Here is a 25,223-nt window from a genome sequence, read left to right on the forward strand (position 1 = left end):
CCGAAAATTTTGTGGAAAACCGTCATGCTCTATCCTGACGTCGGCCTATTTTACCTCTAAATTATCAACCATGAGATCCTTCGCATGTACTGCATAAAATTTTATAAAATAGGTTCCGGCATTGATCATCGTCTTGGTATCCGTACTGATGTAGTTCCATTTGCCAGTTCGTGTAGGTTCCAGACGTATGGCAGTTTTGGGGATCAATACCTGCTTGTTCTTATCCAGAATTTCATAATAGCCCACATGGCTTTCCTGAGCAGGATTGTGATACTTGATGGTGAGTGAATAAACATCTGCTGCTCCAACCTGAAATTGCCAGGCGACATAGCCTTCCTGATGCGTGTTAAATACCAGTCGCTTCTGACCCGAAAATTCAACTTCGGAGACACCATCCCGCCAATGGCTCAAAAATGCTTTATAATTTTTCACTTCTTTGAGGTCGTACACAGGCAGTAGTCCACTCTGCTGCTGGAAAGCGAGCACTTCGCCCCTGTTTTTAGCCGATACTATGATCTCCGCCCCTCTGTCCACCACCTTGCGGTATACATCCAGATAGTCTCCAGTACTCATTTGTACCCGGTCTTTGGTGACCTCGAAACCGTCAGGCCCGCTTTTGGCAAGCAGGAAAACAGATGTTGGCTCATTAAAACGTAAGGAATAAGATCTACCTCCGTCCAATGCAAAATAATCCGAACCGTATAAAGAGGGTGGCACTGTGAAGAATGTTGCCTTTACCAATGCTCCACTATCCAGCACACTCCCAATATCCAGCCAGCTATGGAGCTGAATATGCTGATCCGGTATAGAAAGATTGTAATGGCAGCTGGCTACGGGTTCCTTTTCTACCTTCTGTTTGGATGCGATGGCGATGGCCTGAATCAACGCCTGACCGGCATACACATGGGGGAAATCGATCAGGATTCTTCCGTCCCTTACTTTTATGGAATAGCTTTTTTTGAGGGCCCGCTGGTAGCCGGATGCTTTATACAGATCGAGCCTATGTTCCACGATATTTCCATTGATGGCGATATCAAAGATACGATCTCCCTGCCCGGATGAAAATTTCCCATACCAAGGCTCAGCGAAATACAGCTCTACTAGATAATCGCCATTCGGCAAGTCAAATTGATAATTTAATTGATCCAGCCCATAACGAAAGGTCTGAAAGAGACGCCAATCGTTAGTACCTTTGATCGGATCGAAAATCATGCGCTGACTGGCAAATTTGGAATTCATTCCTTCAAAATGATCCGCCCATGAACGACTTCCCCAACCCATTGCAGGGCTATAAGGTTGATCTGCCTTCCAGTGTGCTCCGAATTTGTCAACATAATGATCTCCTCCGCAATTGACACGATATACATAGTGATAGTCAGACGCTGCTTTCAATAGTTCATCTCCAGGTGTGTATAGGGTTTCAAAACGCGGACTTGCAGGCAGATTCTCCAAGATAATGGTATCGCGGGAAACGACCTTTCCAGCGATTCGTCCTTCGGCATATAACACATTGTACCGTATATCGACGGCGTCAAATTCAATGTGGCGGCCAAATCCGGGATGTGGCTTCCTGCCAAGCGATAGGGTACCCAGGTCGTTAAATAATTCTACTTCTTCACAATTCGAAAAAATACGGATATTGTTTTTTATCCCCGGTTTCAACCAACGGTTTGGCCAAGAATGCATAGCAATATAAACCATCGGCCTGACCTTACTGCTATAATGCGACATATACATATAAAAAGCATCTGTCGGTTCGCCCCAAGGTGTAAGTATACCTTTGTAATTTACCGGACCAATACGATCCAGCTCGCGGTTGCCTTCCCCTCCCTGAACCCGTCCGGGATTATCATGAGAATTCCAAAGCCATAAGTAATGGCCAACAGCACTGTCTTTCACAGAATCGGCCAGACGGATCTTTGTCTGCAGGATATCGGCAAAACGTTCCTCATTATAGTTGTTTTCATTAGGAAGATAGGGTGGCTCTGCATGTAATCCTAAGCTCCGCCAGGCGCCATACTCGCCAACAAGAAGCTGTTTTTTCAGGTCCTCTCCATAAGTATTCTGATTTCCGCCATATGTGCCTGTCCAGTTTTGCGGAACATCCCAATCGGTTCCGCTCCCTCCGTTACAAGTTGTCACCAGGCGCTGGATGGAGGCTGTTGGATCCAATTCACGAATTAATGCCGTGCATTCCTGCGCAAAATCTTCGGGAAGCGTACTTTCATTTTCTAGTCCCCATAAGATTACGGAGGGACTATTTCTTCGTTCACGCACCCACTCTGTTAATAATCTCTTGAAATTATTCCGAAAAGCAGGCGTGTCAAACCAGATATGGGCGGCAAGCTGCGTCCACAGTAGAATTCCATACCGATCCCATGCAGCCTGATAGCGCAGATTATGTGGCTGATGTGCATCACGGAAGGAATTAAACCCCAATTGTCTGATCTGCTTCACTCGCGCTTTAATCTCCTCTTCGGGAAATGCATGTGATTGCCCCAATTTATGCTCATACTCCGCAATACCATTAATAAATGTCGGCTTTCCATTGATCAGAAGGCGAGAGTCGGCCGAAGGCTTTAACCCTTTAGACCAACGTACTGTGCGGATCCCATAAGCCGTCTGTACTTCATCCTTGATTTGTCCATCCACTATGATCTGCATCTTGATCTGATAGAGATAAGGTGATTCTACTGACCACAAATGTGGGTTGGAAAAAATGAGATCCTTGAGTCGTATTTTCTTTATTGTATTTGCTTCAATCTGATCAGGGTATATGGATCGCAAGATCATTTTGCCATTCTGATCAAACACGCGGCTAATCACCTCAATTTTCTTATTACCCTTGCTCTGGTTAGCAACTTCGACAGACTGATGCACAATCGCTTTTTTGCTATCGGCGGTTTCGTCGTTCCAATAATGTTCACCAAAAGGCACAATGGAAACCTCATTCTTAATCACTAGGCTTACCGGCCGGAAGATGCCCATGGGCTGTGATCCCTCCGAAAATCCACGTTCTATCGAACAGCCGCCATCTACCCATGGAAGGTCTTTAATATGTGCCGGATGGTCTGCCCGAACAGCCAAAAGATTGGGGCTGCCGTCCAATTTAATCGCATCTGTTACATCCAACGTGAAAGTCGTTCTTCCGCCGGCATGGTATCCCACCTGTTTACCATTCAGCCAAACCGTTGCATAAGATCCCACCCCCTCAAAAAACAAAAAAAATCTATTTTTAGCCTGGGGGTGCTTGAGCGAGAACTGTTTCCTGTACCAAGAGTAACCATGCAAATTGCCATGGAGCAAGCGGCGGTAACCTTCATACCTGTCCCAATTGTGGGGCACATTAACTTTCTGCCAGTCACCATCTGTCTTAAATGCCTTAGACTGGAATCCCGCATAGCGGGCTGAGTCTTTCTGATCCATTATGGTCTGCCAACCGGTATTCAAGGCGATCGCTTTGCGAACCTTCTGTCCATAAGAAAATTGCGTACACAGCAACAAGAGTAAGCTGCCTAACAGCTTTCGGAATAGCATCAACCGGATCATCATTATTTTTTTAACTTCAATTCTTTATCAAAGGCATAGGAACCGCCTTTTTTTGTCTTCATTTTTACTTCGTGCTCGCCATAACGCAAATGGAGATCTTGTCCGGCTAGCGATATGACGGTTACACAGGACAGCTTATTATCTTTCCATTCCATGTCAATCTGGAAGGCTCCCCGCGCTACAAGCCCCCGTATCGTTCCTGTGCTAATCTCCTGGGGTAGTGCTGGCAGTATTTCTATCCGATCAACATGGCTTTGCAGCAGCATCTCTGTAATGCCTGATGCTCCTCCAAAATTTCCGTCGATCTGGAAGGGCGGATGTGCATCAAATAAATTAGGATAGGAACCACCTCCATGTCCTGCGGGCCGGAGTAACATTTTTACCATGCGGTAGGCGTGCTGCGCATCTCGTAATCTTGCCCAGAAGTTTATTTTCCAAGCCAGGCTCCATCCCGTCCCCTCATCACCACGCAGCAGCAACGATTGCTTGGCAGCTTCGACAAGCTGAGGCGTACGTGATATATTGATTTCATCGCCTGGGAATAATCCCCACAAGTGGGACACATGCCGATGTTTATTCTCAGGGTCATCCAGATCTGTTAGCCATTCCTGCAACTGGCCATATTGCCCAATCTGGTTAGGTGCTATAGCTGTCCGCATCTGCTGAATGGAATCACGGAGGCTGATATCACGGTTGAGCAGACGCGAACTTTGATCAAATATGTCGAAAAGGGAACGTATTATCTGGTGATCCATTGTCGGGCCTTTGACCAGCCCTCCATTTTCAGGTGAATTGGACGGTGTACTGACCCACCAGCCTGTGTTTTTATCTTTAACTAAAAAGTCTTTAAAAAACAACACAGCGTCCCTGATGACCGGATAATACTGCTGAAGGAAGGTGGTATCCCTGGTAAACTGATAATGTTCCCATAGATGGCGTACCAACCAGGCACCCCCCGTCGGCCAAATGCCGTGATTGGAATTATTGATCGGAGCCGTTCCCCGCCATATATCGGTATTGTGATGCAATACCCAGCCCCGCGCAGCGTAATATTCTGCGGCTGTTTCCCTTCCGGCCAAGCTGAGTTCTTGGATCATCCCAAACAGTGGCTGCTGTAGCTCAGAAAGATGCAGTGTTTCGGTAGGCCAATAATTCATCTGCAGATTGATGTTTGTGGTATATTTGCTACCCCAGGAGGGTTCGAGGGATGGATTCCAGATCCCCTGGAGATTCATCGGCTGACTGCCCGGCCGGGAAGCAGCGATCTGTAAATATCGTGCAAACTGCACATATAATGCGATGAGTCCCGGGTCATCCTGCTCTACCGCCCGCTGTAATCTCTTGTCTGTCGGAAGTGTATCGGCTTGCGCTGTAGAGCCAAAATGTATTCCAAACCTATTATAGAGTTTCTGATAATCTTGTATATGCGCCTGATATAAGGCCTTAAAATCGTGCTGGATCAAAGTATTGAAACGCCGCAATGCTCCTGCCGCATAATTATTATCCAGTTCCCGGTAGGATTTGAAATTTGTAGCTGCCATCAGAAAAATCTGCGCCTCATCTGCTTCTTCAACAAGCAGTTGATCCCTATCCTGAGCAACCTTCCCGCCCTTTAAAAGCAGATGTACAAAGGCAGTTCCCCGCATCGCGCCATCTTTTACCTGTACTTCCAATGCAAGAGTATTCGGAGCTATATGCCGAAGCGCAAAACGCTGGTGTTTGGTAGACAGAGATAGACGGAAAGCGACTTTCCTTTTTTGATCTGCCTGCAGATGGATTCCGATAAAACGATCAGGATAGGAGGCAAAATAAGTCCTTTTATACTGCACGCCATCGACCACATAATTGACACGTACTTCACCTTTATTCAGGTCGAGTGTACGACTGTATTCCGTAGCGCGCTCATGATCGAACTGAAGATTTAGTACGCCAAAGGGTTGATAAGATGCTTGATAACTGCCTATTTTTGGACTATTCTGATCTTGAATATGGTATTTCCATTTGCCATGCAAGGAGACGAATTTTCCGTTGTCGCTCTTTAAACCAATGTGTTGATTCGCGTTTTTATAGCCGGCGATACCACCTTTGCCGGCCAGATTAATGACTTGAATGGCAATGGTATTTTTCCCTTCGCGCAATATACTTTGAGGTATTCGGTATAATCGGCGAGTTTCATCCCAAGCAGAAGCCCCCACCAGTCGGCCATTGATATAGGTATAATCATTAGTTCTGACTTTATTTAAATCCAGACTCCAATTTTCTGTTAAATCGCTTTTTGACAGCGTAAACGTATGGCGAAACCAGACAGCCCCGTCCAGTCCTTCGAGGCCTTGATTTTCCCAGCCTTCGTAATAGGGTACCTGTATCAATGACCAGTTGCTGTCATCAAAAGAGTCTGCGAATGGGCCATGCTCCTGCATCCGTATCTGCCCCACCTTTTCCAGCCAGGCAGAGGGGTCCTCCGATTCGCTTTTGACGCCCATAAATTCTTTCATCGCGAGGGCTTCGGCCTCTTGTTGGCGTCCTAGGTCAAGGAGATCACGAATAGCCTGCAGATATTTCGAAGCGCCCTTCTTGTTATAGTTACGCGGGCCATCTGTCCACAGCGTTTCCTCGTTGAACTGCACCTGCTCGTGCTTGATTCCTCCGTAAATCATCGCCCCCATACGACCATTTCCAATCGGCAAAGCCTCTTCCCAGCGTTCAGCAGGATGATCAAACCAAACGCGCTCCTGAGCTAGGAGACAGCTGATTGGCAAGCTCCATAGGACGTACAATAGGCCATATAGTAGTATACGCATCAATTTTCCTCCGAAGGGTTTATATTGCCGGTTACCTGACCGGTTTTATAGGTTCCACGAACAATTTGTTTCACCCTCGCCAAATTATTGCCATGAACATATATCTCCTGATTTGCCGGGCCGAGCAAGTCCAAAAACAATGCCGTTCCTGCAGACGGAAAACAATGCTGCACATTGGCGGTCTGGCAGCTGTCCAGCTCGATCAGTGCTTTCCCGGCCACTGGTGTTGTATTCCTGATATTTTGTATACTCAGGTCTTTACTTTGGCTGGCCACCAATAATGGGCCTTGTTTAATCGTTACGTTTATATTGCTTAAAGTCAAGCCGTGTACGTTGAGCGCAGAAAAACCGGTATTACCCTGCATATTAATATCGGAAAAGACGACATTTTCGATGGGCATCTCTTCCAGTCCTCGCATATAACCGATCCGGTTTGTTGTGCCGGAAAGATTACTGATAAAGATATTCCTGAATTTAGGAGTTCGCTCGCTGATAGGCTCAACTTCCGTCTTGGCATACTGCATATCCATAACAATAGCTTGATCTCTAATATTACGCATCACGATATTCGACACTTGGATGTTCTCGACCACCCCACCTCTGCCGCGGGCAGTTTTCAGGCGAATACCACGGTCGGTGCCATCGAAAATACAATTCGAAATAGCGATATTTTTAACACCCCCCGACATCTCGCTCCCGATCACAACACCACCATGGCCCCTGAGCATGGTACAGTTCGTAATCGTATAGTTTTCAGCGGGAATATTAATTTTACGGCCCGAACGGTCTTTGCCGGATTTAATTGTGATGCAATCATCTCCAACGCTGATGTGGCAGTTGGCAATCCGCACGTTCGAACAAGATTCTGGATTGATCCCATCTGTATTTGGGGAAGGTGGATTGTCAATTGTCACACCATCTACCGTAACATTATCACAATATTGAGGGTTAATTGTCCAGAAGGGTGAATTTTGGATCTTAATATCCTTGATCTGTACATTTTTACAGTTCAAGAACTGAATAAACGGCGGCCGCAAAAATCCGCGTTCTATCCATCCCGGCAGATCTGGTGCTAATACATCCTTATTTAGGCGCTTGAATTCTTTCTGCCATTTACTGTCTTCCTGTTGCTTTTTGACTTCCACTTCGGAATAGCCCCACCATTTTTTGCCGTGTCCATCAATAAGACCTCGGCCCTGGATACTGATATTCTCTAAGTTATTGCCATAAAACAAAGGTGAGAAGTTGGTGACCGCAGTTCCCTCCCAACGCGATTCCACCATGGGTAAATAATCGTCAAAGTTATCGCTAAAATGCAATTCCGCTCCTGCATCGATAAAAATGGTGATATTACTTTTTAAATGGATTGGTCCTGTAATGTACTTTCCTGCTGGAAAATAAACCGTACCGCCTCCTCTGTTCGAAGCGGCGGCAATGGCTTTTTTTATGGCCAACGTATTATTGCCGGTACTGTCTTTTTTAGCGCCAAAGTCCAGCACATTCAGCCAGGCCTGTGCCTGTATCCCTAAAAAGGACATACATAACAAAACTGTTGTAATACCGCGATAGCAAATGTTTCTGATCATATTAATTTAGGTTGACTGTACAATTCTTCAAATTTTTCTGCTGATAAGTTCTCTTTCCATCCACGTAAATGGTAAATCCTTTACCTTTCTGGTATATTTCACCCGTCGTATCCCAATAAATCGCGATGTTCTTGCCGTGATAGCTTAATTCGGTAAGCGCAAAATAATCCCATTGATTCTCGGGAATGAGCGGCCTTATCTCCAGCCTGTTGGCAAGTTGAGGTTTTACGCCGATCAAATCCTGTATAATGATATCGGCAAAAGTAGAGTGATTGTAAAATTTGCTCCTCGGATTATCGCCTTTCAGCCATTCACCCGTTTTTTCATCCTGATACTCGCCGATATAGGGCTTTCCATTCATAACATGAGATTTGGCATACTTATAAATCTGTTCATATAAATCCGCCACATTTAGGGTTTTATTATGCTTGTAATCACTCAGATAGTTGGCCATTCCGCGGATAGTCTGTGAACTTGTGAAAGGCCATATTGCACCATCCCATTCGCAGCTGTGTCCTGTCCCCCTGGTTCTAAACGTGGGCTCACGACGTTCCGCGGTAGTTGTGCCCCAAGGAGCGTTAAAACCAGCTGTATCAGGCAACTGCAACCAAGCCTGTCCATATATTGCTTTGTCAGGCGGTAGATGGAAATACCAAGGGATATAGCCAATTGCCTCACGGGTAGGATGCAAGTATCCTTTTTCCAGCCTAGTTTTAAAAAACTGATCCTCTTCATCCCACAACGAATCCAATACCAGCTTGCGCAGCGACCGTGCATAATCCGTGTATTTTTTTTCCAGGTCCTTGTTTGCGGCTAACTTGGCAATTGTTGCGATCGCCACGGCATTTCCATACATATAACTATTGATGGATGGGCGCATATTATGCACCCGACGCCCGCCGGAAACAGATTCTTCCATACCGTCCTGCACATCATATTGCCAGAAAAGACCATTTTTACCTTTTCTTTCTTTTTCCCATTTCTCGAAATCCTTGTCCAGATCCAATAGCCGATCCTTCAGATATTGATCATCTGGACTAACCTTATGGTAAGCCAATAAAGCATCAGGCAGCCAGGAACTGAACTGATGGAACCGGGGCTTCGACTGTCCCTTATCCGCATGATAAAGCCAAAAATCAATATATTCTTTTAAAAATGAATTGTTCTTTAACCACCGCCCCTCGTAAAGGTGATGACCGAGTGCACAACTGATCGAATTGTATTTTCCGGCATGTTTTACCGGTTCTATAAACTCGGTTACTAAAGTCCCTTCCGGACTGATTTTTATATGTTTGCGATATGACCACCACCTGAAATAATAAGTCTGTTCGATTTCTTTATCCGGACAATCCAACAGTGGGATATTGGTCAGCATCCAGTCATAAGCATCCTTATTAGCGATCTTGTTGATCACAGCTTCATTGTCGTCGGCATTAAATTGCCGAACATAACGATGAAGTTTTTCCGATAGCCTTTCCTGTGCGTGTGCAAGAGAGGTCAAGCCCAGCAATAAGGCAAACAGTGCTGTATTAATTTTCATTTTCTTCGTTATCATCAAAATTGACTGTAAAGTTTGTTGCGATCCAGGTAAAATACCCACTTTGTTTCACTTACTTGTCCTGCACTATCCTGAGAGCAGACTGCTTTACAGTTTTATGCCGTTAAAATAGCCAAACAGATCGTCTAAATCATCCCCCTGATTATCAACATCCGCATTATACGGATTCGGCAGCTCCCGCTCGTCCACAATCCCCAATAGCAGCGCTTCTCCTTTAGGAATTTTTAGTTCGTGATCCCCCGGTGGGAATGAATAGCTGTGAATATCGACAATGGGCATGTATTGGATACGGACGGCATTGCGAACCTTCGCTTCGGCCTGTCCAAAATCGTTGGCACTCGCATCGATCTCAAGCACAGGTTTAGGCGCAAAGACTTTATCCGTATTATTAAAATAGCCGACCAATATTTTAATTGGTTTTTCATTCTTAAATCGGAGCTGTGTACCGCTCAGCTTTTGTTTTTCTGAATTGACTTGTATAGCCTGAAGGCCTTCAAGCTCGTTGGCCAAATGGGTTACAACCAGTTCCTGATCAGCATAGAGCTTTGCCCCCTTTTTCAGGGGAACAAGTTGCTGTCCGTCCAGCAATGTAATTTTCTGAGGCTTCAGCACCATTTTGTCAGGCCGGTTGCTTCCTCTATGCCTTGCTAAAGAATCTATAGCATGTTTAAAGTTATTCAATTCAGTTTCAAACACCGGAAGCATCTCCTTCCAATGAATGAAAGTGGCATCTGCCCCCCGCATGGGGATTTTACGCTGTTTTGTCTGCATACTGTTAGCATAGAGGTAGGCTGTATTCGTCATTTCCGTTAGTTGACGATAGGCCGCTACACTCGCTTCCAGATCGGGCAGGGCCTTCCGGAGGTCAGTGACATCCGACGTGTATTTATATTGCAGGACCTGCACAGCGGCTTTTACTTTATGGCTATAATGAGCAGCCAACAATTGATGGATTCGGATGTCGTTGAGCCAACGGTCAAATTCAGCTGCATGCTTTGTAGGCCTTCCTAAGGCATGGATGAGCGCCACAGCCCTATTGCCGTGCTGCACAATTTCCTGCGCCACCTGAATTGGCGTCTCTCCACTATGGGGGAGGCCTTTATGATGTTTCTCCGCATAGTCAATAATCATTTCCCCTGCCGGAGCCTCGGATTCATAAAGTAAAGTAAACAACCCATAGCGATATGGATTGATCAACTGTGTCATTAGCATCCCTAATGAAGAGGTTTGGCGGTTACCGTCTGTAATGCCAAACCGTCGTAGGATTTTAGGGGATATTTCACCGATTTCTTCTATAGCCAGCAGTAGTTTATGGGCATCATCTTTGCTGATCCCATAATGTTCAGCAAGTTCAGCTGTCCAATAGGATTTCTCTTTCTTCAGATCGCGTTGCTCATTCCAGGCATATCGCGCCCACGCACGGTACCACATCCAATCGCGTTCCAACTGCAGCAGTCGTTTGTCAACTTTATCCGCCGCATAAGGCCAATCCCAGTAGGAGGCTTGAGGGTAAATGTGGATACCATTGGAGTGATGGGCTTCATGCATTGCAACGACTGATTTCTGAATGAAATCAGGCGAGCCATAACGAAAAGGCTCCAGATTGGCCAATATATGTACGTTTTGGATATGCACCGTCCCTATCGCACTTAACGAGCGGTGCAATTCGGCCCATTTGCCCCTAGGTGTATACGTGGTCAAAGCTTCGCCATTATATTTTGCCATGGTATACAGATTCTTATAAATCGGTAACGCGGCATTCATTACGGCAGGAGCATCAGTATCGTGCGCGCGTAAGATGATCGGCGGCTCAGTAACTGTGCCGGCCATCTGTAAACCCTCTTTCACGCCGGGGATAATTGTCTTTGTAAACCAGTTGATATCGTCCTGTCCAACTCCCTCCATCGCCTCTCCTAGCGTAATCAATAAACCTACATTTGGGTATTTTGCCACAAAAGCAGCAATACTCTTTCTTGTATAATCCGAAATCAGTGGCGTGATCACGCGATTGCGCTCCTGCGTTTTTAAGCCGTGATGATCGGCGAAAGGCTTAGGCAGAATAATATTATAGAACATCTGAATGATCCAAATGCCTCTTTTATTCGCTTCCTCGGTCAGAAACGTGTATATATCTTCGTTTTTTTTAAATGTTGCCTCATCCACTTCCAGCGCATAGGGATAATCCTTCAGTTTTACCAAAGATGAAAAAGGATGGCCATTCCATAGGTATAACGCGTTGTACTTATTTTCTGCCATCATATCTAGATAATTTATCCACAGCTGCTTATCGTAAAACCACGGGAAAGATTCGGGTGTGTACGGATATTCATAAATGTCATGCCCCGGCAGGTAGGTTGTTTTCTGAAGGCCAATGCTTGTGCCCCGCATCACCATTTTGGGTCCTTCTGCAATAAAAAAGGCGGATTTTTTATGCCATGAGGTATTGGAAAGCAACTCCATACTGCCGTATAATACCCCCGACTCGTCTGCCCCTATGAGTTTCACAGCCTTTTTTCCAGCTTCTCGATAAAAGACAAAATGTTCTTTCGCCCTCAATTTATCCTTTATCGAGTCTGGTAGCGACTGCTGCTGCCCAACGGTACTGACCTCAATCCGGAGGCCCACATCAATGACGGATAGCGGTAATTTCCTTTGCAGCAGCCCTATTGCATATTCAAACCGCTCCCGGTTTGCAACTCCGTCTGTGCTATATAAAATCTTCGGTATACGGGGCTTCGCGGCCAGCTCGAAAAGTATGGCACAGAGGCCAAACAAGACATACAATAATCTCTTGAACATCATGGATCGGTTTACAATCTTATTAAATGTCAATTTTACACATAATATTCCGCACATCGAAAAACGTATCTCGTTTTTTACAAAGAAAATGCTTGTAAAAAACAATTTTGATCCCTCATTAGCTAGATTATTTTACTACTTTTAGGGTAGATCAATCCGCGATTCCTTGAAAAAATATCTCTTATTCTTAGATACTGAGACTTCGGGACTACCGAAGAAATGGAACAGAAAATATACAGATAGCGACAACTGGCCGCATGTCCTACAAGTGGCCTGGATCATCTTTGATGAGGAAATGAAAGAAATCAAACGCAGCAGCAAATATATCTATGAACCGTTCATCCCCGTCAGTCCGGCAGCTGAACAAATTCATGGATTGACCGCGGCCTTTCTCATGCGACATGGCGAAAAGAAAAAAGAGGTATTACGCAAACTGAGCCACGATATCAAAAAATTCAAACCGGAGATCATCGGCCATTTCCTTTCGTTCGATCTGCAGGTATTATGTGCTGAGTATTTCCGTTGCCAGCTGCCAATCCCTTTTCAGGGACATGATTTCTTTTGCACCTTACTACACAGCAAAAAATACGTTCGAAACCCGCATATGGTACATCTGCCTCTTCCGTACTTGTATGAAGCACTTTTCTCTGAAACACCTCAGGATATACACAACGCCGAAAAAGATGCCGAAATAACAGCCAGCTGCTTTTTTGAAATGAGACGTCGGGGCGAACTGTCCGATGAGGATATCGTAAATCAGCAGCCAGCGTTCAATGATATCATGTAATATGACAACACGTCGCGCTCTTCAGCGATAAAACAAAAAAGAACGAGATGAAAAAAGAAGTTATCTTATCCCTACTACGCACTACGCAGCCCTTTCAGGTACTACCCGAGACGGTTTTACAGAGCCTTGTCGATATGTTTCATGAACATCGGTTTTCCAAAGACACGCTCGTATACAGACAACATATTACCGATATGGATGGTGTAGACCTTATTGAAGAAGGGGAATATGAAACCTTCTTTCTGGATAACTCGGATAACAAAAGGTTGATCGAAATCCATCACCGCCCCTATTGCTTTGGCGGAATATCCGTGTTGTTGAACCGCACGAAAGCGCTCAAGTCCGTCATCGCCAAGAAAGGCACCGTCATCTATCGATTACCACGCCAAAATTTTATCGAATTGTGTAATGCCAACGATGAATTCTTTCAGTTTTTCACCAATTCTTTTGGAAAAAGAATGCTAGATGAAGAATTTTCTCACTTTGTCAAATCTCCAGCCTCTTTCGAGGAAAGTTATTTCGCAGCCGATCAGCTCTATTCACGTAAAATCGAACATATTGTTTACAAAGATATTGTGTCTTGTAGTGCTGATACGCCTATTTACCTGGCAGCCCGATCAATGGCAGCGGAAAAGGTGAGCTGCATATTTATCCGTGACGAACATTCGATCATAGGCTATGCCACCGATATGACATTACGGGATCGCGTTATTGCTGAACAGGTAGATACTTCCCGGCCCATTATTGAAGTGATGGACAACCCCATTGTCAGCATTTCAAATCAGGCTTATCTTTATGAAGCTGTGTTAAAGATGTTCCGGACCAAATCCAAATACTTACTCGTTGAGAAAGAGGGGAGCTATGTAGGCTTTTTAAGCAGAAACAGACTGTTGAGCGAACAAGGGCAGTCTCCGTTGGTATTTATTCAATCCGTAAAATTAGCCGAAACATTGACCGAACTGCAGGACAAATGGAACAACGTACCTGAAATTATTCACCAGCTGCTGGGCAGGGGCGTACATGCTGAAATAGCCAATCAGGTCATCACGACAGTAGCCGACACCATTGCTTTAAAAGTGATCGAAAAAGTAATCAAAGAAATGGGTGAACCGCCAGCTAAATTTGTCTTTATGGTCACGGGCAGCGAAGGCCGTAAAGAACAAACGTTAATGACGGATCAGGACAACGCCATTATTTACGAAGACAAGGCTAACGAACAGCGTGAACGTGTACGCGACTATTTCCTGCGTTTTGCCAGTCTGGTATCCGATCATTTAAATACCATTGGGTTTAGTTATTGCACTGGCGGGTATATGGCCAGCAATCCCGAATGGACGCATTCACTTTCACACTGGAAAAACAATTACAAAACATGGATTGAGGAAAGCATTCCTGAAAACGCAATTAAATTTTCGACCTTCTTTGACTGCAGGCGCCTGTATGGCGACCAGGATATTATTGATCAGCTCAAGGATTTTCTGACTATTGAGCTGCAAAAACCAAACGATCGCTTTTTTGCTTTCATCGCCAAAAATGCGCTACAATACGAACCGCCGCTGACATTCTTTAAAACCATCAAAACGCAAACTGTAGGGGCCACCGAGGTGTTCAATATTAAAAAGGCGATGACGCCCATTGTTGACCTGGTCCGTGTTTATGCCCTCAAATACCGGATCTACGAAGAGAATACGGGTGGACGTTTAAAGGCCTTGCTGGATATGGGCATATTTACTCAGGAACAGTACGACGAGCTGCATCAATCATATTATTATATGATGTCATTACGGCTAAAAAACCAAGCCAATCAGATCCGGATCTCCAAACGGGCTCCCGACAATTACATCCCAATTGATAGTCTTACCAAGATTGAAAAAGCAACATTAAAGGAGATCTTCAAAACAATAAATAATTTTCAGACCGGTATCCGGCTCAAATTTACGAATAACATCTTTGGCTAACGGTTACAAGCGCAATAGCAAGTAAAAAGGCGGTTACCAAAATGGAACCGCCTCCTATAGACTGTTGCTATTGCATGTACAAGATCAGAACTGCACCAGGATCCGGAATACATCACCGGGATTATTGCTCCAGCGCTCGAGGGCGGATTGGGCCTCCTCCGGCGTAATCACGGCAGTGATCAGCTCATCTATCGGACAGTTACCGGTCTTTAAATAAGCCATGACTGCCTTAAAGTCGGATGCCGTCGCATTCCTTGAACCTCTGATATCCAACTCTTTTTTTACAAAAAACTGCGTTTCGAAAGGGATCTTTTCTTTGGCATAGCCGATATAAACCACTCTTCCGGTAAAAGCCGCTGCCGCGATGGATGCTGTATAAGTTTCAGGGCGCCCTACTGCTTCAATGACCACATCCGCGCCACGGCCACCTGTAATGGCCGCGATGCGTCCTTCCAGGTCCTCCTTACTCGAATTAATAGTATAGGCCGCGCCTAGCCGCCGGGCCAATGCTAGCTTTTCGTCTCCCACATCAACGGCGATGACAGAGGCTCCCCTCCTCGCCGCCCGAATAATCGCTCCGACACCAATCATACCGCAGCCAAACACCAGAACACAATCACTATCCGTCACTGCCCCGCGATCCACAGCATGGAAACCCACGCTCATCGGCTCTACCAACGCAAAATCACGGACTGAAATCGCCGCGTCCACAATTACTTTTTCCCAGGGCACTACGATATAGGACGCCATCGCTCCATGGCGCTGCACCCCTAGAGTCTGGTTAAACTCACAGGCATATGCGCGGCCATTTTCACAAGCAGCACACTGTCCACAGCTTGTGTAGGGATTTACCGTCACAGGCATACCTGCAGTAAAATTTGAAGGCACTCCCAGGCCTACATCATCTATAACGGCTCCGATTTCGTGACCAGGAATGACAGGCATCAATGCCAGCGGATTAAGGCCTTTAAACGTATTCAGATCGGAGCCGCAAAACCCGACATACTGTACACGTAGCCGTATTTGCCCTGCCCCCGGCTGGGGCATGGCCAAATCGATCAGCTCGATACGTCCCGGCGCCACAATTTGGATTGCTTTCATCTGTTTCCTTTTCTTATCTAACCGTAAAGCGATATTCTGTTTTGGAACGATAGGTATCTCCGGGTTTTAGCACTGTAGAGGCAAAGTTGGGGTGATTGGGCGCGTCCGGGAAATGTTGGGTTTCCAGACAAAATGCCGAGCGGAAAGGGTATGCTTGTCCATCCTTTCCTTTCGGATCCGAGTCCTTCATGAAATTGCCACTATAAAACTGTAGGCCCGGTTCGGTCGTATACACCTGCATTTCAATTCCCGTCTTTGGCGCATATACCGCTGCAACTTTCTGAAAACCGTCTTTTTTATCCAGCTCAAAATTATGGTCATAACCTTTGCCGATCTTTAACTGTGCATTTTCATCTTCGATTCGCGCTCCTATCGTTGTTGCTTTGGTGAAATCAAACGCTGTACCTTTCACAGGCAGGCTTTTTCCCGTTGGAATCAACGTCGCATCAACTTCTGTAATCGCTTTGGCATCAATCTGAAGCTCATGATCCAGAATAGACGGGTCTCCTGCCCCATTGAGATTAAAATAAGCATGGTTGGTCAGGTTTAGTACCGTCTCTTTATCTGTCGTTGCACTGTAATCGATAGTAAGGCCACCATTTTCCTGTAAGCTATAGGTCACTTGCATTTTCACTGTGCCCGGATACCCCGCTTCCTGATCAGGAGAAGTATAAGCTAAGGTGACTGACGTCGGTGTACTTTGGACCACGTCCCACACCTTGTTGTATACCCCATTAGTACCCCCATGCAGCGATTGTTCGCCATCGTTTTTTTCAAGCGAATAGGTGACCCCGTTCAATTTAAAGGAAGCGTTTCCAATACGATTACCATAGCGTCCTACGATAGCGCCGTAAAAATTGTTGAAATTGTCCTTATACGCTTTAGCTGAATCGTATCCCAGGATTACATCCTTGCTGTTTCCCTCTTTATCCGGAACATTCAGGCTGACCAGCCGGGCTCCATAGTTTGTCAATGTCACTGACAGCTTCCCATTTTTGATCTGCAACAATTTGACCTCTTTGCCATCAATCTCCGTAGCAAATGCTGTAGTAGAAGCGGTGTCTACCGTCATTTCAGATTGTTTATTTTGCGATGATGGAGACTGACATCCGTAAGCCAGCACAGCGCAGACAAACAAAGCAGCAATAATTTTCTTATTCATATGGTTTGATTTATTATTTCAATTGTATTGTAAGGCTACCAGAAACGCACATATATCGCTGTTACCAACAATAAGGTAACGACGATCAGCGCCAATACCGATGGTTCCACCTTAAACATAGACTTGTCAAGCACAAAAGCTTTTGGGTTCACCTTCGGCCCCAACAAGCTGACTCCCACCATGGCAACCATCGTAAATACAAAGGCTAATCCCATACAGATCTGAAAAGGAATTTCATAAACTCCGGCTTTATTGGGAAAAGCAGTGTATAACCAAGTTTCAGGGCCTAGAATCTTCACTGCAAATTCATTAAAAAATACGGATAATGCAAATCCGGTAATTAAGCCGGTAATCGCCGCAGCTCCTGTGGTTCGTTTCCAGAACATCCCCAACAGAAACATTGCAAACACCCCCGGACTAATAAATCCAGTATACTTTTGTATAAAAGTAAAGCCTCCAGCCCCACCGATTCCTAAACTGTCATTCCAGGTAAACAATACCGCAAGCACGATCGACACCACAATCGTAATCTTCCCTACCCAGACCATTTTAGCTTCACTGGCTTCTTTGTTAAGGTATTTTTTAAAAATATCCAACGTAAAAATGGTTGCGATACTATTAGCCTTTCCAGCCAGACCTGCCACTATCGCTGCCGTTAGCGCCGCCAATGCCAGGCCTTTCATTCCATTTGGCAAATAGCCTAATATCGCAGAGTATGCATTATCCGCATGAAAAACACCCCCCGGCGCCATTTCCTGCTGTAGTGCACCATTTTTGTAAAGGACATATGCTGCGATGCCCGGTAACATCACGATGATGGGCATAAACAACTTCAGAAAGCCAGCAAACAGGATACCTATCCGGGCAGTTTTTAAATCGGCGCCCAGGGCACGCTGGGTAATGTACTGGTTACAGCCCCAGTAGTTGAGGTTCACGATCCATATACCTGCCAGGTACATCCCTATACCGGGCAACATCAGGTATTTATTGATATCTTCCTGGCTCGCTCCCGGTCCCGGCTTTTCCACAAAAAGATTAAAGTGGCTCGGCGAATCTTCCATGAGCTTATTGAATCCCGCCAGAACGTCCTTCCCTAGTCCAAAATGCTCACTGACCAACGTCAGCGCAACATATGTGGTCGCTACACCACCGACAATCAGCACGATGACCTGAATAACATCCGTAAAACCGATCACGCGCATTCCACCTAACGTGATGATCACGGCAAATACGGCCAGGGCTACTGTAATAGCGTGAAAGCTATCACCACCACCGGCCATGCTGGAGATGGCAATTGCACCTAAATACAGGATTGATGTAAGGTTGACAAAAACATATAAAAACAGCCAGAATATAGCCATGATCAGGCTCGTGGTTTCGTTGTACCGGTTATTTAAAAACTGTGGCATCGTGAAAATCTTATTTTTCAGATAAACCGGAATAAACCATACGGCCACAATGATCAAGGCGACAGCAGCAATCAACTCATAGGCAGCAACCGCAATACCGACTTCAAAACCATTACCGCTCATGCCGATAAACTGTTCAGCCGATATATTGGATGCAATCAGCGAAGATCCGATAGCCCACCAGGTTAAAGACCCTTCCGCCAAAAAATAATCCTTGCTACTGCTCAGGCTATTCGTTTTTTTGCGATAGATCCAATAGCCGTAGCCCGCCACAACAAAGAAGTAGATCACAAAGATAATGTAATCCACAGATGCAAATTTTTCCATAATTTTCCCAGATTGGTTATTTATCACAATCTATCTATGCGAAGAATGCTGCTCGCATAGATAGATTAGCCTACTATTTATTCAATAAATAATAGAGTTCGTTCCATTTCAGTTGATCCTCAAGTTTGGCTACGGTCGTGTTCTCATCGATCAACACATATTCCAGTCCTGCGATGCGCGCAAAATCTTCCAGATATTCCGGCGTTAAATTCAAGCTATAGGCTGTATGGTGTGCCCCGCCAGCCACAATCCAGGCACTGCATCCGGTCTTCATGTCCGGCAACGGCTTCCACAGGACACGCGCAACAGGAAGTTTGGGCAAATCTTCTTTTACCTCGACACCCTGCACTTTATTAACAATCAAACGGAAGCGAGTGCCCATATCGACCAACGATGCATTCAGGGCATCACCACTCTGTCCATTAAAAACCAGACGGGCAGGATCTGCTTTGCCTCCGATACCCAAGGGGTGCACTTCTATACGTGGCCTTCCAGCGGCCAATGCCGGATCGACTTCCAGCATATGGGATCCCAACACCATGGAATTCTGCGGATCAAAATGGTAGGTATAATCTTCCATAAATGCGGTTGTTCCCGGCAGACCAGCGCCCATCACCTTACAAGCGCGCACCAAGGCTGGTGTTTTCCAGTCGCCCTCGCCTGCAAAACCATAACCTTCCGCCATAAGGCGCTGTACAGCCAATCCAGGCAGCTGCACCATTCCATGGAGGTCTTCGAATGTGTCGGTGAAGCCTTTGAAATTTCCCTGACGCAAAAACTTACGCAAACCAATTTCTATCTTTGCAGCTTCAATCAGGTTACTGCGAAACTCGCCGCCAGCTTTGACATTATCCGCCAGCTCATAATTAGCTTCATATTCATCCAGCAGGGTCTGAATTTCTTGATCCGTACTGGCATTGATAATCTGTACCAGGTCGCCAATGGCATAGGTATTTACCGAAAATCCAAACTGTGATTCCGCTTCCACTTTATCACCGTCCGTAACAGCTACATAACGCATATTATCCCCAAATCTCGCAAATTTAGCTCCTTGCCAGTCGTGCCAACCTGCCGCCGCGCGCGCCCAGACCTGAATCCGTTGCAGCACCTCTTCATCCCTCCAGTGGCCGGTGACAACCTTACGTCCAATCTTGAGTCTACTAACAATATGTCCAAACTCCCGATCACCGTGAGCGCTTTGATTAAGATTCATGAAGTCCATATCAATGCTACTCCAGGGGATGTCCTGATTATATTGGGTGTGCAAGTGCAACAATGGCTTCTGTAACGCTTTCAAGCCTCTGATCCACATTTTTGCAGGCGAAAAGGTATGCATCCAGGTAATGACTCCGATACAGTTTTTCTCTTCATTGGCAGCAGTTAATGTAGCGTATATTTCGTCCGTATTCTTTACAATGGGTTTGTACTTGACAGACACCGGAATGGCAGCATGCTTATGCAGATATTCGGCGATTTCCGCTGCGTGTACAGCGACCTGGCGTAAGGTTTCTTCACCATATAAGTCCTGGCTTCCAACAACAAACCAGACCTCTAGTTCTTTTAAATTGATATACATTTTTAAATTTTAGATTAGCTATAAATTTCTCAATACAGTGGACTATTGTCCATAATAAGCATTTTTACCGTGCTTTCTTTCATAATGTTTTTTGACCAGTGCAGGTTTAAGCCGCGGAGCACTCGGGTTGATCTGCTCGGTCAGCAACGCCATTTTGGCAACCTGCTCCAATACGGCGCTATTGTAGACAGACTTCATCCCGTCTTTGCCCCAGGCAAAAGGAGCATGATTTCCCACGAGAATCATTTCCACTTCCCGATAGTCCAATTGCTGTTCAGCAAAGTGATTAATAATCTGAAAACCCGTCTCGTATTCGTAATTGCCAGCGATCATGTCATCGCTCATTGGAGCAGCACAGGGAATATCCACCGTCAGATGATCTGCATGTGTTGTACCAAAAATGGGAATATCGCGCTGGCTTTGCGCCCAGGCCGTGGCGTACGTTGAATGCGTATGGGTAATACCGCCAATTTCTTCCCAATGTTTATACAAGACTGCATGTGTCTTGGTATCCGATGAGGGCCGGAGGTCTCCTTCGATGACATTGCCATCAAAGTCAACAACGACCATCTGTTCGGGAGATAGCTTCTCATAGGGCACACCACTTGGTTTAATCGCAAAAACCTGTTTACTGCGGTCCGCGACGCTCACATTTCCGAAGGTGAAAAGTACCAGTCCAAGCTTGGGCAACTCCATGTTGCAGTGGTAAGCTTCTTCTTTGATCGAATTATACATAGTCAGAATTTTTCTTAGATTAAATAGTATCGGCCACTGCAGTTGCAGTTTTACTCTCCACAAAACCACCTAATGCTTTATAACGCTCATAACGTGCAGCATAGATAGGCACCCATTGCGCTTCAGGAACATAGGTACGTTCGAAGCCCTGGCCCATGGCTTGCATGGCATCCTCCACCCTATTGTACAATCCTGCAGCGGTGGCTGCGAACATAGCCGCACCGATTGCACATGTCTGCTCGCTTTTATGAATCTTAATCGGCATATTCATCACATTTGCCATCATCTGCATGATGAAAGGTGATTTCTTAGCGACTCCCCCCAGTCCTATCAGTCCCCTGACCGGGATTCCCTGCTCCACAAAACGGTCTACAATGGCCTTTGCTCCAAAACAGGTGGCTTCGACAATCGCCCTAAATATACGGGGAGCGTCAGTGCCCAGATGCAATCCGGTAATCGCCCCCTTCAACGACTGATCCGCATCGGGCGTCCGCCGGCCATTAAACCAGTCCATCGCTAGCTCCGAAGATTGGTTTACCGAAAGCCCGGCCGCCTTTTCGCTCAGCCGAATCAGCAACTGCTCCTCGAGCCCCTGAATCATCTGATCCCGTTGCTCCTCAGGAATCCCATTCATTTCTGGGATTAGCTCTTTTGCTGGCCACAAGAGTACCTGCTTAAACCAAGCATAAGCGTCACCAAAAGCCGATTGTCCCGCTTCCATTCCGATCATTCCGGGGATAATAGAACCATCCACCTGGCCACATATGCCTTTCACCAGAATGTCCTGCACATCTTCTTTTGGAGCCACCAACATATCGCAGGTTGAAGTACCCATCACCTTGCTGAGATAATAAGGTTCAATCTGTCCACCTACAGCGCCCATGTGACAGTCGAAAGCACCGATGCCTACCACCACGGAAGTAGAGAGTCCTAAACGTAAGGCCCATTCTGGACAAAGGTTGCCGGCGGACTGATCCGCCGTGTAAGTTTCCGAAAACAAGCGATCTACAAGCCCGTCCAGCACGGGATCAATTCCTGAAAAGAATGCATTCGGAGGCAAACCGCCAAACTCAGCTGCCCAAAGAGACTTGTGTCCTGCCGAACAGACTCCTCTTTTGATTGCTGCAGCATCGGTACCACCAGTCAGTAGAAAGGGGATGTAATCGCAATGTTCAACCCAGCTAAAGGTCGCCTGACGCACCTGCTCATCCACCCTAAAAATATGAAGCAATTTAGCCCAGAACCATTCCGAGGAGTAAATCCCCCCCACATACTTCAAGTAATCCACATCGCTATTTTCATTATTTAGATTAATTTCACGCGCTTCCTCAACGGCAGTATGGTCTTTCCATAATACGAACATCGCATTCGGATTGTCCTTAAACTCGTCCAATAAAGCCAATGGAACACCTTGCTCATTCACAGCGACAGGTGTTGATCCGGTCGTGTCAATAGAAATCGCTTTTACGGCTTGTCCAATAGCAGGCACGCCGGATTTCTGCAGGCAATCCTTTATCGTCGCTTCCAAGCCTTCGATGTAATCAAGCGGATGCTGTCTAAACTGACTAGTGGTCGCATCACAGAACAGGCCTTTTTTCCAACGTGGATAATAAAATACGGAAGACGAAATTTCCGCCCCATTGCCTGCATCGACCAATACAGAACGGACAGAATCGCTGCCGTAATCCACCCCGATGACATAAGATTTATTCATTTTAGCTGAATTTGGTTTATAACAATAATCTAACTGGTGCATAGCACCTTATTCACGAATCCCCTACATTAAATAAGGACTTATTAAATAATTAGTGTCAAATAAACATTTATTTTTTTAAAAATGAAAGAAAATTTTCATTTTTAAAAAATTGAACTAACTTCATCCCGTCAAATGATGGAGAGCTCAAGTCGTATCCAGACATCGTTTTAAACTTTTTTTGCTTTATACTGACCAATATTACATTTATTCAAGCGGCTTACTTTTTGAGTTTTACAACGACGGATGGATTGAGATCAAAAAAATTAGATAAATAACAATAAACAATGGAACATTACAAGAAAGATTCAGGGATCCTACTCGCGATTGACTGTATCATATTTGGTTTTAATGGAGAGTCGCTGGAAATTTTATTGATTAAGCGGGATTTCGAACCTGAAAGGAATAAATGGAGTTTAATGGGCGGCTTTGTTCAGCCGAACGAAAGTCCCGAGGAGGCGGCCAGCCGTATATTGAAACAATTGACCGGGTTAGAAAATGTATATATGGAGCAATGCAGTGTTTTTGGTGACCCAAAAAGAGAACCAAACCATCGTGTAGTCAGCATATGCTATTTTGCTCTGATTGATACGCAACAGTACAAACATATTTTGAGCGACGATTACGAAGCGAAATGGTTTCCTTTGCAAAAATATCCCGCACTTATTTTTGACCATGATCAAATGATCAGCGCCGCACAACATCGACTCCGCATGAAAGCTGCCCTATACCCGATTTTATTTGAACTTTTGCCTGAAAAGTTTACCATTCCGCAAATTGCCGCGCTATACGAAGGGGTTTACAATATCGAGCTGGACAAACGCAACTTTAGCCGTAAATTACTTTCATCTGGCCTACTGATCAAACTGAAAGAAAAGGACAAAGAAAACTCGAAAAAAGGAGCGTATTATTTTAAATTGGACACTGCCGTATATAAGGAAAAAATCATGTCTTTTTTACGTTATCTTCCCAGCTGGTCCATGGATCGATAAACGTATTTTTAAATAAAAATAAAAACCGAAAAGAATATATTTCACTTTGAATTTTCATTTTTTCAATAATTCCTTATATTTATCACAAGCATATGCTAGCTTTGCAGCTGGTTTGAACTGATTAAACTTATTTTTACAAAATAGACAATATGAGCAAATTGAAATTCGCATTTATATTCTTAATGGTTTTAGTTATTTCATCGTACTCGTTATTACAGGCCCAAACACCTGCTGCGACGCCAGTGACAGGAGCCGCACAGCCGAATAATGCCTATAAGTACAGCCCAGATGGACTAAGAAAAGGAAGCTTGGCCAACCAATTTGATCACTTGAACTATATCTCTAAAAACAATTATGACTTCAAAATGGTTCGGAAGACCAACCTCGATATTATCCGAAAGAATGTTATTGACACGGTAAGTAAATTGCATAAAGAGATCAACACCTTAAAGTCAACATCGAGTAATTACACAGCAAACACCAAAAATCTTCAGGATTCTATCCAAACATTAAAGGACCAGCTGGCACAGGAAAAAGAAAAAACCGACAGCTTCTCCTTCATGGGAATCAATACCTCCAAAGGCTTATATAGCACTGTGGTCTGGACCATAATAGCAGTGTTGGCTACCGCTACCTTTATTTTTTTATTCTCCTATAGAAAAGCGAAGGTGGATACTGTAGAATTTCAGAAAACTGCCGAACAGTCTCAGGAGGAGTTCGCAGCGTTCCGTAAAAAAGCCATGGAAAAAGAGCAGTTACTTAAACGGCAGCTGCAAGATGAATTAAATAAAAAAATATAGCTGCAAGCTAAGTATAGGATACAAGACATAAATCGACCTGAAGCGGATGCCAGATGGCTGTCTTCAGGTCGATTGCATTTTTGGGAATGTCCAAGGCTCCAACATGTGCAAACAGACAGCATACATCTTGGGCCTCAAAAAAAATATAGCCGGTATCCGGCGCAAAACGTAGCACGGGCAAAACGTGCAGAAATACAACAGATAACATTTTGACCTACATTAATAAAAATGTAATTTAATTGCAAATTGTATTTGTTTTTAAAAACGAATAACCTTATTTTTGCTGACCAAAAAAGAGGCCGTTTGCGTCTCCTATATAAAATTGATTAA

The 25,223-nt window shown here is 45.1% G+C and carries 16 protein-coding genes; 4 read left to right on the forward strand and 12 right to left on the reverse strand.

All coding sequences use genetic code 11. The annotated features are described in order from the left end of the window. Positions 1-45 precede the first annotated feature (45 nt). The 5 genes from K7A41_RS13705 to K7A41_RS13725 all read right to left on the reverse strand — a co-directional run bounded on the left by K7A41_RS13705 (position 46) and on the right by K7A41_RS13725 (position 12,296). Entirely contained in the window at positions 46-3,552 is a 3,507-nt protein-coding gene (locus tag K7A41_RS13705; RefSeq protein ID WP_265714140.1) for a malectin domain-containing carbohydrate-binding protein, read from the reverse strand. Next, positions 3,552-6,350, reverse strand: a complete 2,799-nt coding sequence (locus tag K7A41_RS13710) for a glycosyl hydrolase family 95 catalytic domain-containing protein (protein ID WP_265714141.1) — start codon at positions 6,348-6,350, stop codon at positions 3,552-3,554. The genes K7A41_RS13705 and K7A41_RS13710 overlap by 1 nt, the downstream gene beginning before the upstream one ends. Continuing rightward, positions 6,350-7,936: a glycoside hydrolase family 28 protein gene (locus K7A41_RS13715; protein ID WP_265714142.1), complete on the reverse strand. Its 1,587-nt coding sequence runs from the start codon at positions 7,934-7,936 to the stop codon at positions 6,350-6,352. Before K7A41_RS13715 ends, K7A41_RS13710 begins: the two co-directional genes overlap by 1 nt. 1 nt (position 7,937) lies before the next feature. Further along, the gene (locus tag K7A41_RS13720; RefSeq protein ID WP_265714143.1) at positions 7,938-9,476 is read right to left on the reverse strand and encodes an MGH1-like glycoside hydrolase domain-containing protein; all 1,539 of its coding nucleotides are present in this window, start codon (positions 9,474-9,476) and stop codon (positions 7,938-7,940) included. Between the two features lie 105 nt (positions 9,477-9,581). Then, positions 9,582-12,296: a hypothetical protein gene (locus K7A41_RS13725; RefSeq protein ID WP_265714144.1), complete on the reverse strand. Its 2,715-nt coding sequence runs from the start codon at positions 12,294-12,296 to the stop codon at positions 9,582-9,584. A 163-nt stretch (positions 12,297-12,459) separates the two neighbouring features. Between K7A41_RS13725 and K7A41_RS13730 the strand changes: the two genes are divergently transcribed. Beyond that, positions 12,460-13,080 carry a 3'-5' exonuclease gene (locus tag K7A41_RS13730; protein ID WP_265714145.1) on the forward strand — a complete coding sequence of 207 codons (621 nt, stop codon included), beginning with the start codon at positions 12,460-12,462 and terminating at the stop codon, positions 13,078-13,080. Between the two features lie 47 nt (positions 13,081-13,127). Then, positions 13,128-15,038, forward strand: a complete 1,911-nt coding sequence (locus K7A41_RS13735; RefSeq protein ID WP_265714146.1) for a DUF294 nucleotidyltransferase-like domain-containing protein — start codon at positions 13,128-13,130, stop codon at positions 15,036-15,038. Between the two features lie 84 nt (positions 15,039-15,122). Here K7A41_RS13735 and K7A41_RS13740 read toward each other — a convergent pair whose 3' ends face one another. From K7A41_RS13740 to K7A41_RS13765, 6 genes are all read right to left on the reverse strand, one after another. Continuing rightward, positions 15,123-16,139, reverse strand: a complete 1,017-nt coding sequence (locus K7A41_RS13740) for a zinc-binding alcohol dehydrogenase family protein (protein WP_265714147.1) — start codon at positions 16,137-16,139, stop codon at positions 15,123-15,125. A 13-nt stretch (positions 16,140-16,152) separates the two neighbouring features. After that, positions 16,153-17,301, reverse strand: coding sequence for an aldose epimerase family protein (locus K7A41_RS13745; RefSeq protein ID WP_265714148.1), 1,149 nt, complete (start codon positions 17,299-17,301; stop codon positions 16,153-16,155). A 35-nt stretch (positions 17,302-17,336) separates the two neighbouring features. Then, positions 17,337-19,037 carry a sodium:solute symporter family transporter gene (locus K7A41_RS13750; protein ID WP_265714149.1) on the reverse strand — a complete coding sequence of 567 codons (1,701 nt, stop codon included), beginning with the start codon at positions 19,035-19,037 and terminating at the stop codon, positions 17,337-17,339. 73 nt (positions 19,038-19,110) lie between these two features. After that, entirely contained in the window at positions 19,111-20,613 is a 1,503-nt protein-coding gene (araA, locus tag K7A41_RS13755; protein ID WP_028071940.1) for an L-arabinose isomerase, read from the reverse strand. A gap of 42 nt (positions 20,614-20,655) precedes the next feature. After that, entirely contained in the window at positions 20,656-21,348 is a 693-nt protein-coding gene (locus K7A41_RS13760) for an L-ribulose-5-phosphate 4-epimerase (RefSeq protein WP_265714150.1), read from the reverse strand. Positions 21,349-21,367: 19 nt separating this feature from the next. Beyond that, on the reverse strand, positions 21,368-23,062 hold the full coding sequence (locus K7A41_RS13765; RefSeq protein ID WP_265714151.1) for a ribulokinase: 1,695 nt from the start codon (positions 23,060-23,062) through the stop codon (positions 21,368-21,370). Positions 23,063-23,388: 326 nt separating this feature from the next. Between K7A41_RS13765 and K7A41_RS13770 the strand changes: the two genes are divergently transcribed. Then, positions 23,389-24,093 (forward strand): NUDIX hydrolase, encoded by a 705-nt coding sequence (locus K7A41_RS13770; RefSeq protein WP_265714152.1) that lies wholly within the window; start codon positions 23,389-23,391, stop codon positions 24,091-24,093. Between the two features lie 149 nt (positions 24,094-24,242). Next, positions 24,243-24,893 (forward strand): hypothetical protein, encoded by a 651-nt coding sequence (locus tag K7A41_RS13775; RefSeq protein ID WP_265714153.1) that lies wholly within the window; start codon positions 24,243-24,245, stop codon positions 24,891-24,893. 7 nt (positions 24,894-24,900) lie between these two features. Here K7A41_RS13775 and K7A41_RS13780 read toward each other — a convergent pair whose 3' ends face one another. Further along, entirely contained in the window at positions 24,901-25,101 is a 201-nt protein-coding gene (locus K7A41_RS13780; protein WP_265714154.1) for a hypothetical protein, read from the reverse strand. Between the last annotated feature and the right edge of the window lie 122 nt (positions 25,102-25,223).

Source organism: Sphingobacterium sp. InxBP1 (genome assembly GCF_026191775.1).
GTDB classification, from domain to species: domain Bacteria; phylum Bacteroidota; class Bacteroidia; order Sphingobacteriales; family Sphingobacteriaceae; genus Sphingobacterium; species Sphingobacterium thalpophilum.

Bases quoted from the DNA above. Each gene is read 5' to 3' on its own strand.
- K7A41_RS13760 (WP_265714150.1), bottom strand. From the start codon at position 21,348: ATGTATAATTCGATCAAAGAAGAAGCTTACCACTGCAACATGGAGTTG.
- K7A41_RS13765 (WP_265714151.1), bottom strand. From the start codon at position 23,062: ATGAATAAATCTTATGTCATCGGGGTGGATTACGGCAGCGATTCTGTC.
- araA (WP_028071940.1), bottom strand. From the start codon at position 20,613: ATGTATATCAATTTAAAAGAACTAGAGGTCTGGTTTGTTGTTGGAAGC.
- K7A41_RS13735 (WP_265714146.1), top strand. From the start codon at position 13,128: ATGAAAAAAGAAGTTATCTTATCCCTACTACGCACTACGCAGCCCTTT.
- K7A41_RS13745 (WP_265714148.1), bottom strand. From the start codon at position 17,301: ATGAATAAGAAAATTATTGCTGCTTTGTTTGTCTGCGCTGTGCTGGCT.
- K7A41_RS13705 (WP_265714140.1), bottom strand. From the start codon at position 3,552: ATGATGATCCGGTTGATGCTATTCCGAAAGCTGTTAGGCAGCTTACTC.
- K7A41_RS13740 (WP_265714147.1), bottom strand. From the start codon at position 16,139: ATGAAAGCAATCCAAATTGTGGCGCCGGGACGTATCGAGCTGATCGAT.
- K7A41_RS13715 (WP_265714142.1), bottom strand. From the start codon at position 7,936: ATGATCAGAAACATTTGCTATCGCGGTATTACAACAGTTTTGTTATGT.
- K7A41_RS13775 (WP_265714153.1), top strand. From the start codon at position 24,243: ATGAGCAAATTGAAATTCGCATTTATATTCTTAATGGTTTTAGTTATT.
- K7A41_RS13780 (WP_265714154.1), bottom strand. From the start codon at position 25,101: ATGTTATCTGTTGTATTTCTGCACGTTTTGCCCGTGCTACGTTTTGCG.
- K7A41_RS13770 (WP_265714152.1), top strand. From the start codon at position 23,389: ATGGAACATTACAAGAAAGATTCAGGGATCCTACTCGCGATTGACTGT.
- K7A41_RS13720 (WP_265714143.1), bottom strand. From the start codon at position 9,476: ATGAAAATTAATACAGCACTGTTTGCCTTATTGCTGGGCTTGACCTCT.
- K7A41_RS13710 (WP_265714141.1), bottom strand. From the start codon at position 6,350: ATGCGTATACTACTATATGGCCTATTGTACGTCCTATGGAGCTTGCCA.
- K7A41_RS13750 (WP_265714149.1), bottom strand. From the start codon at position 19,037: ATGGAAAAATTTGCATCTGTGGATTACATTATCTTTGTGATCTACTTC.
- K7A41_RS13725 (WP_265714144.1), bottom strand. From the start codon at position 12,296: ATGATGTTCAAGAGATTATTGTATGTCTTGTTTGGCCTCTGTGCCATA.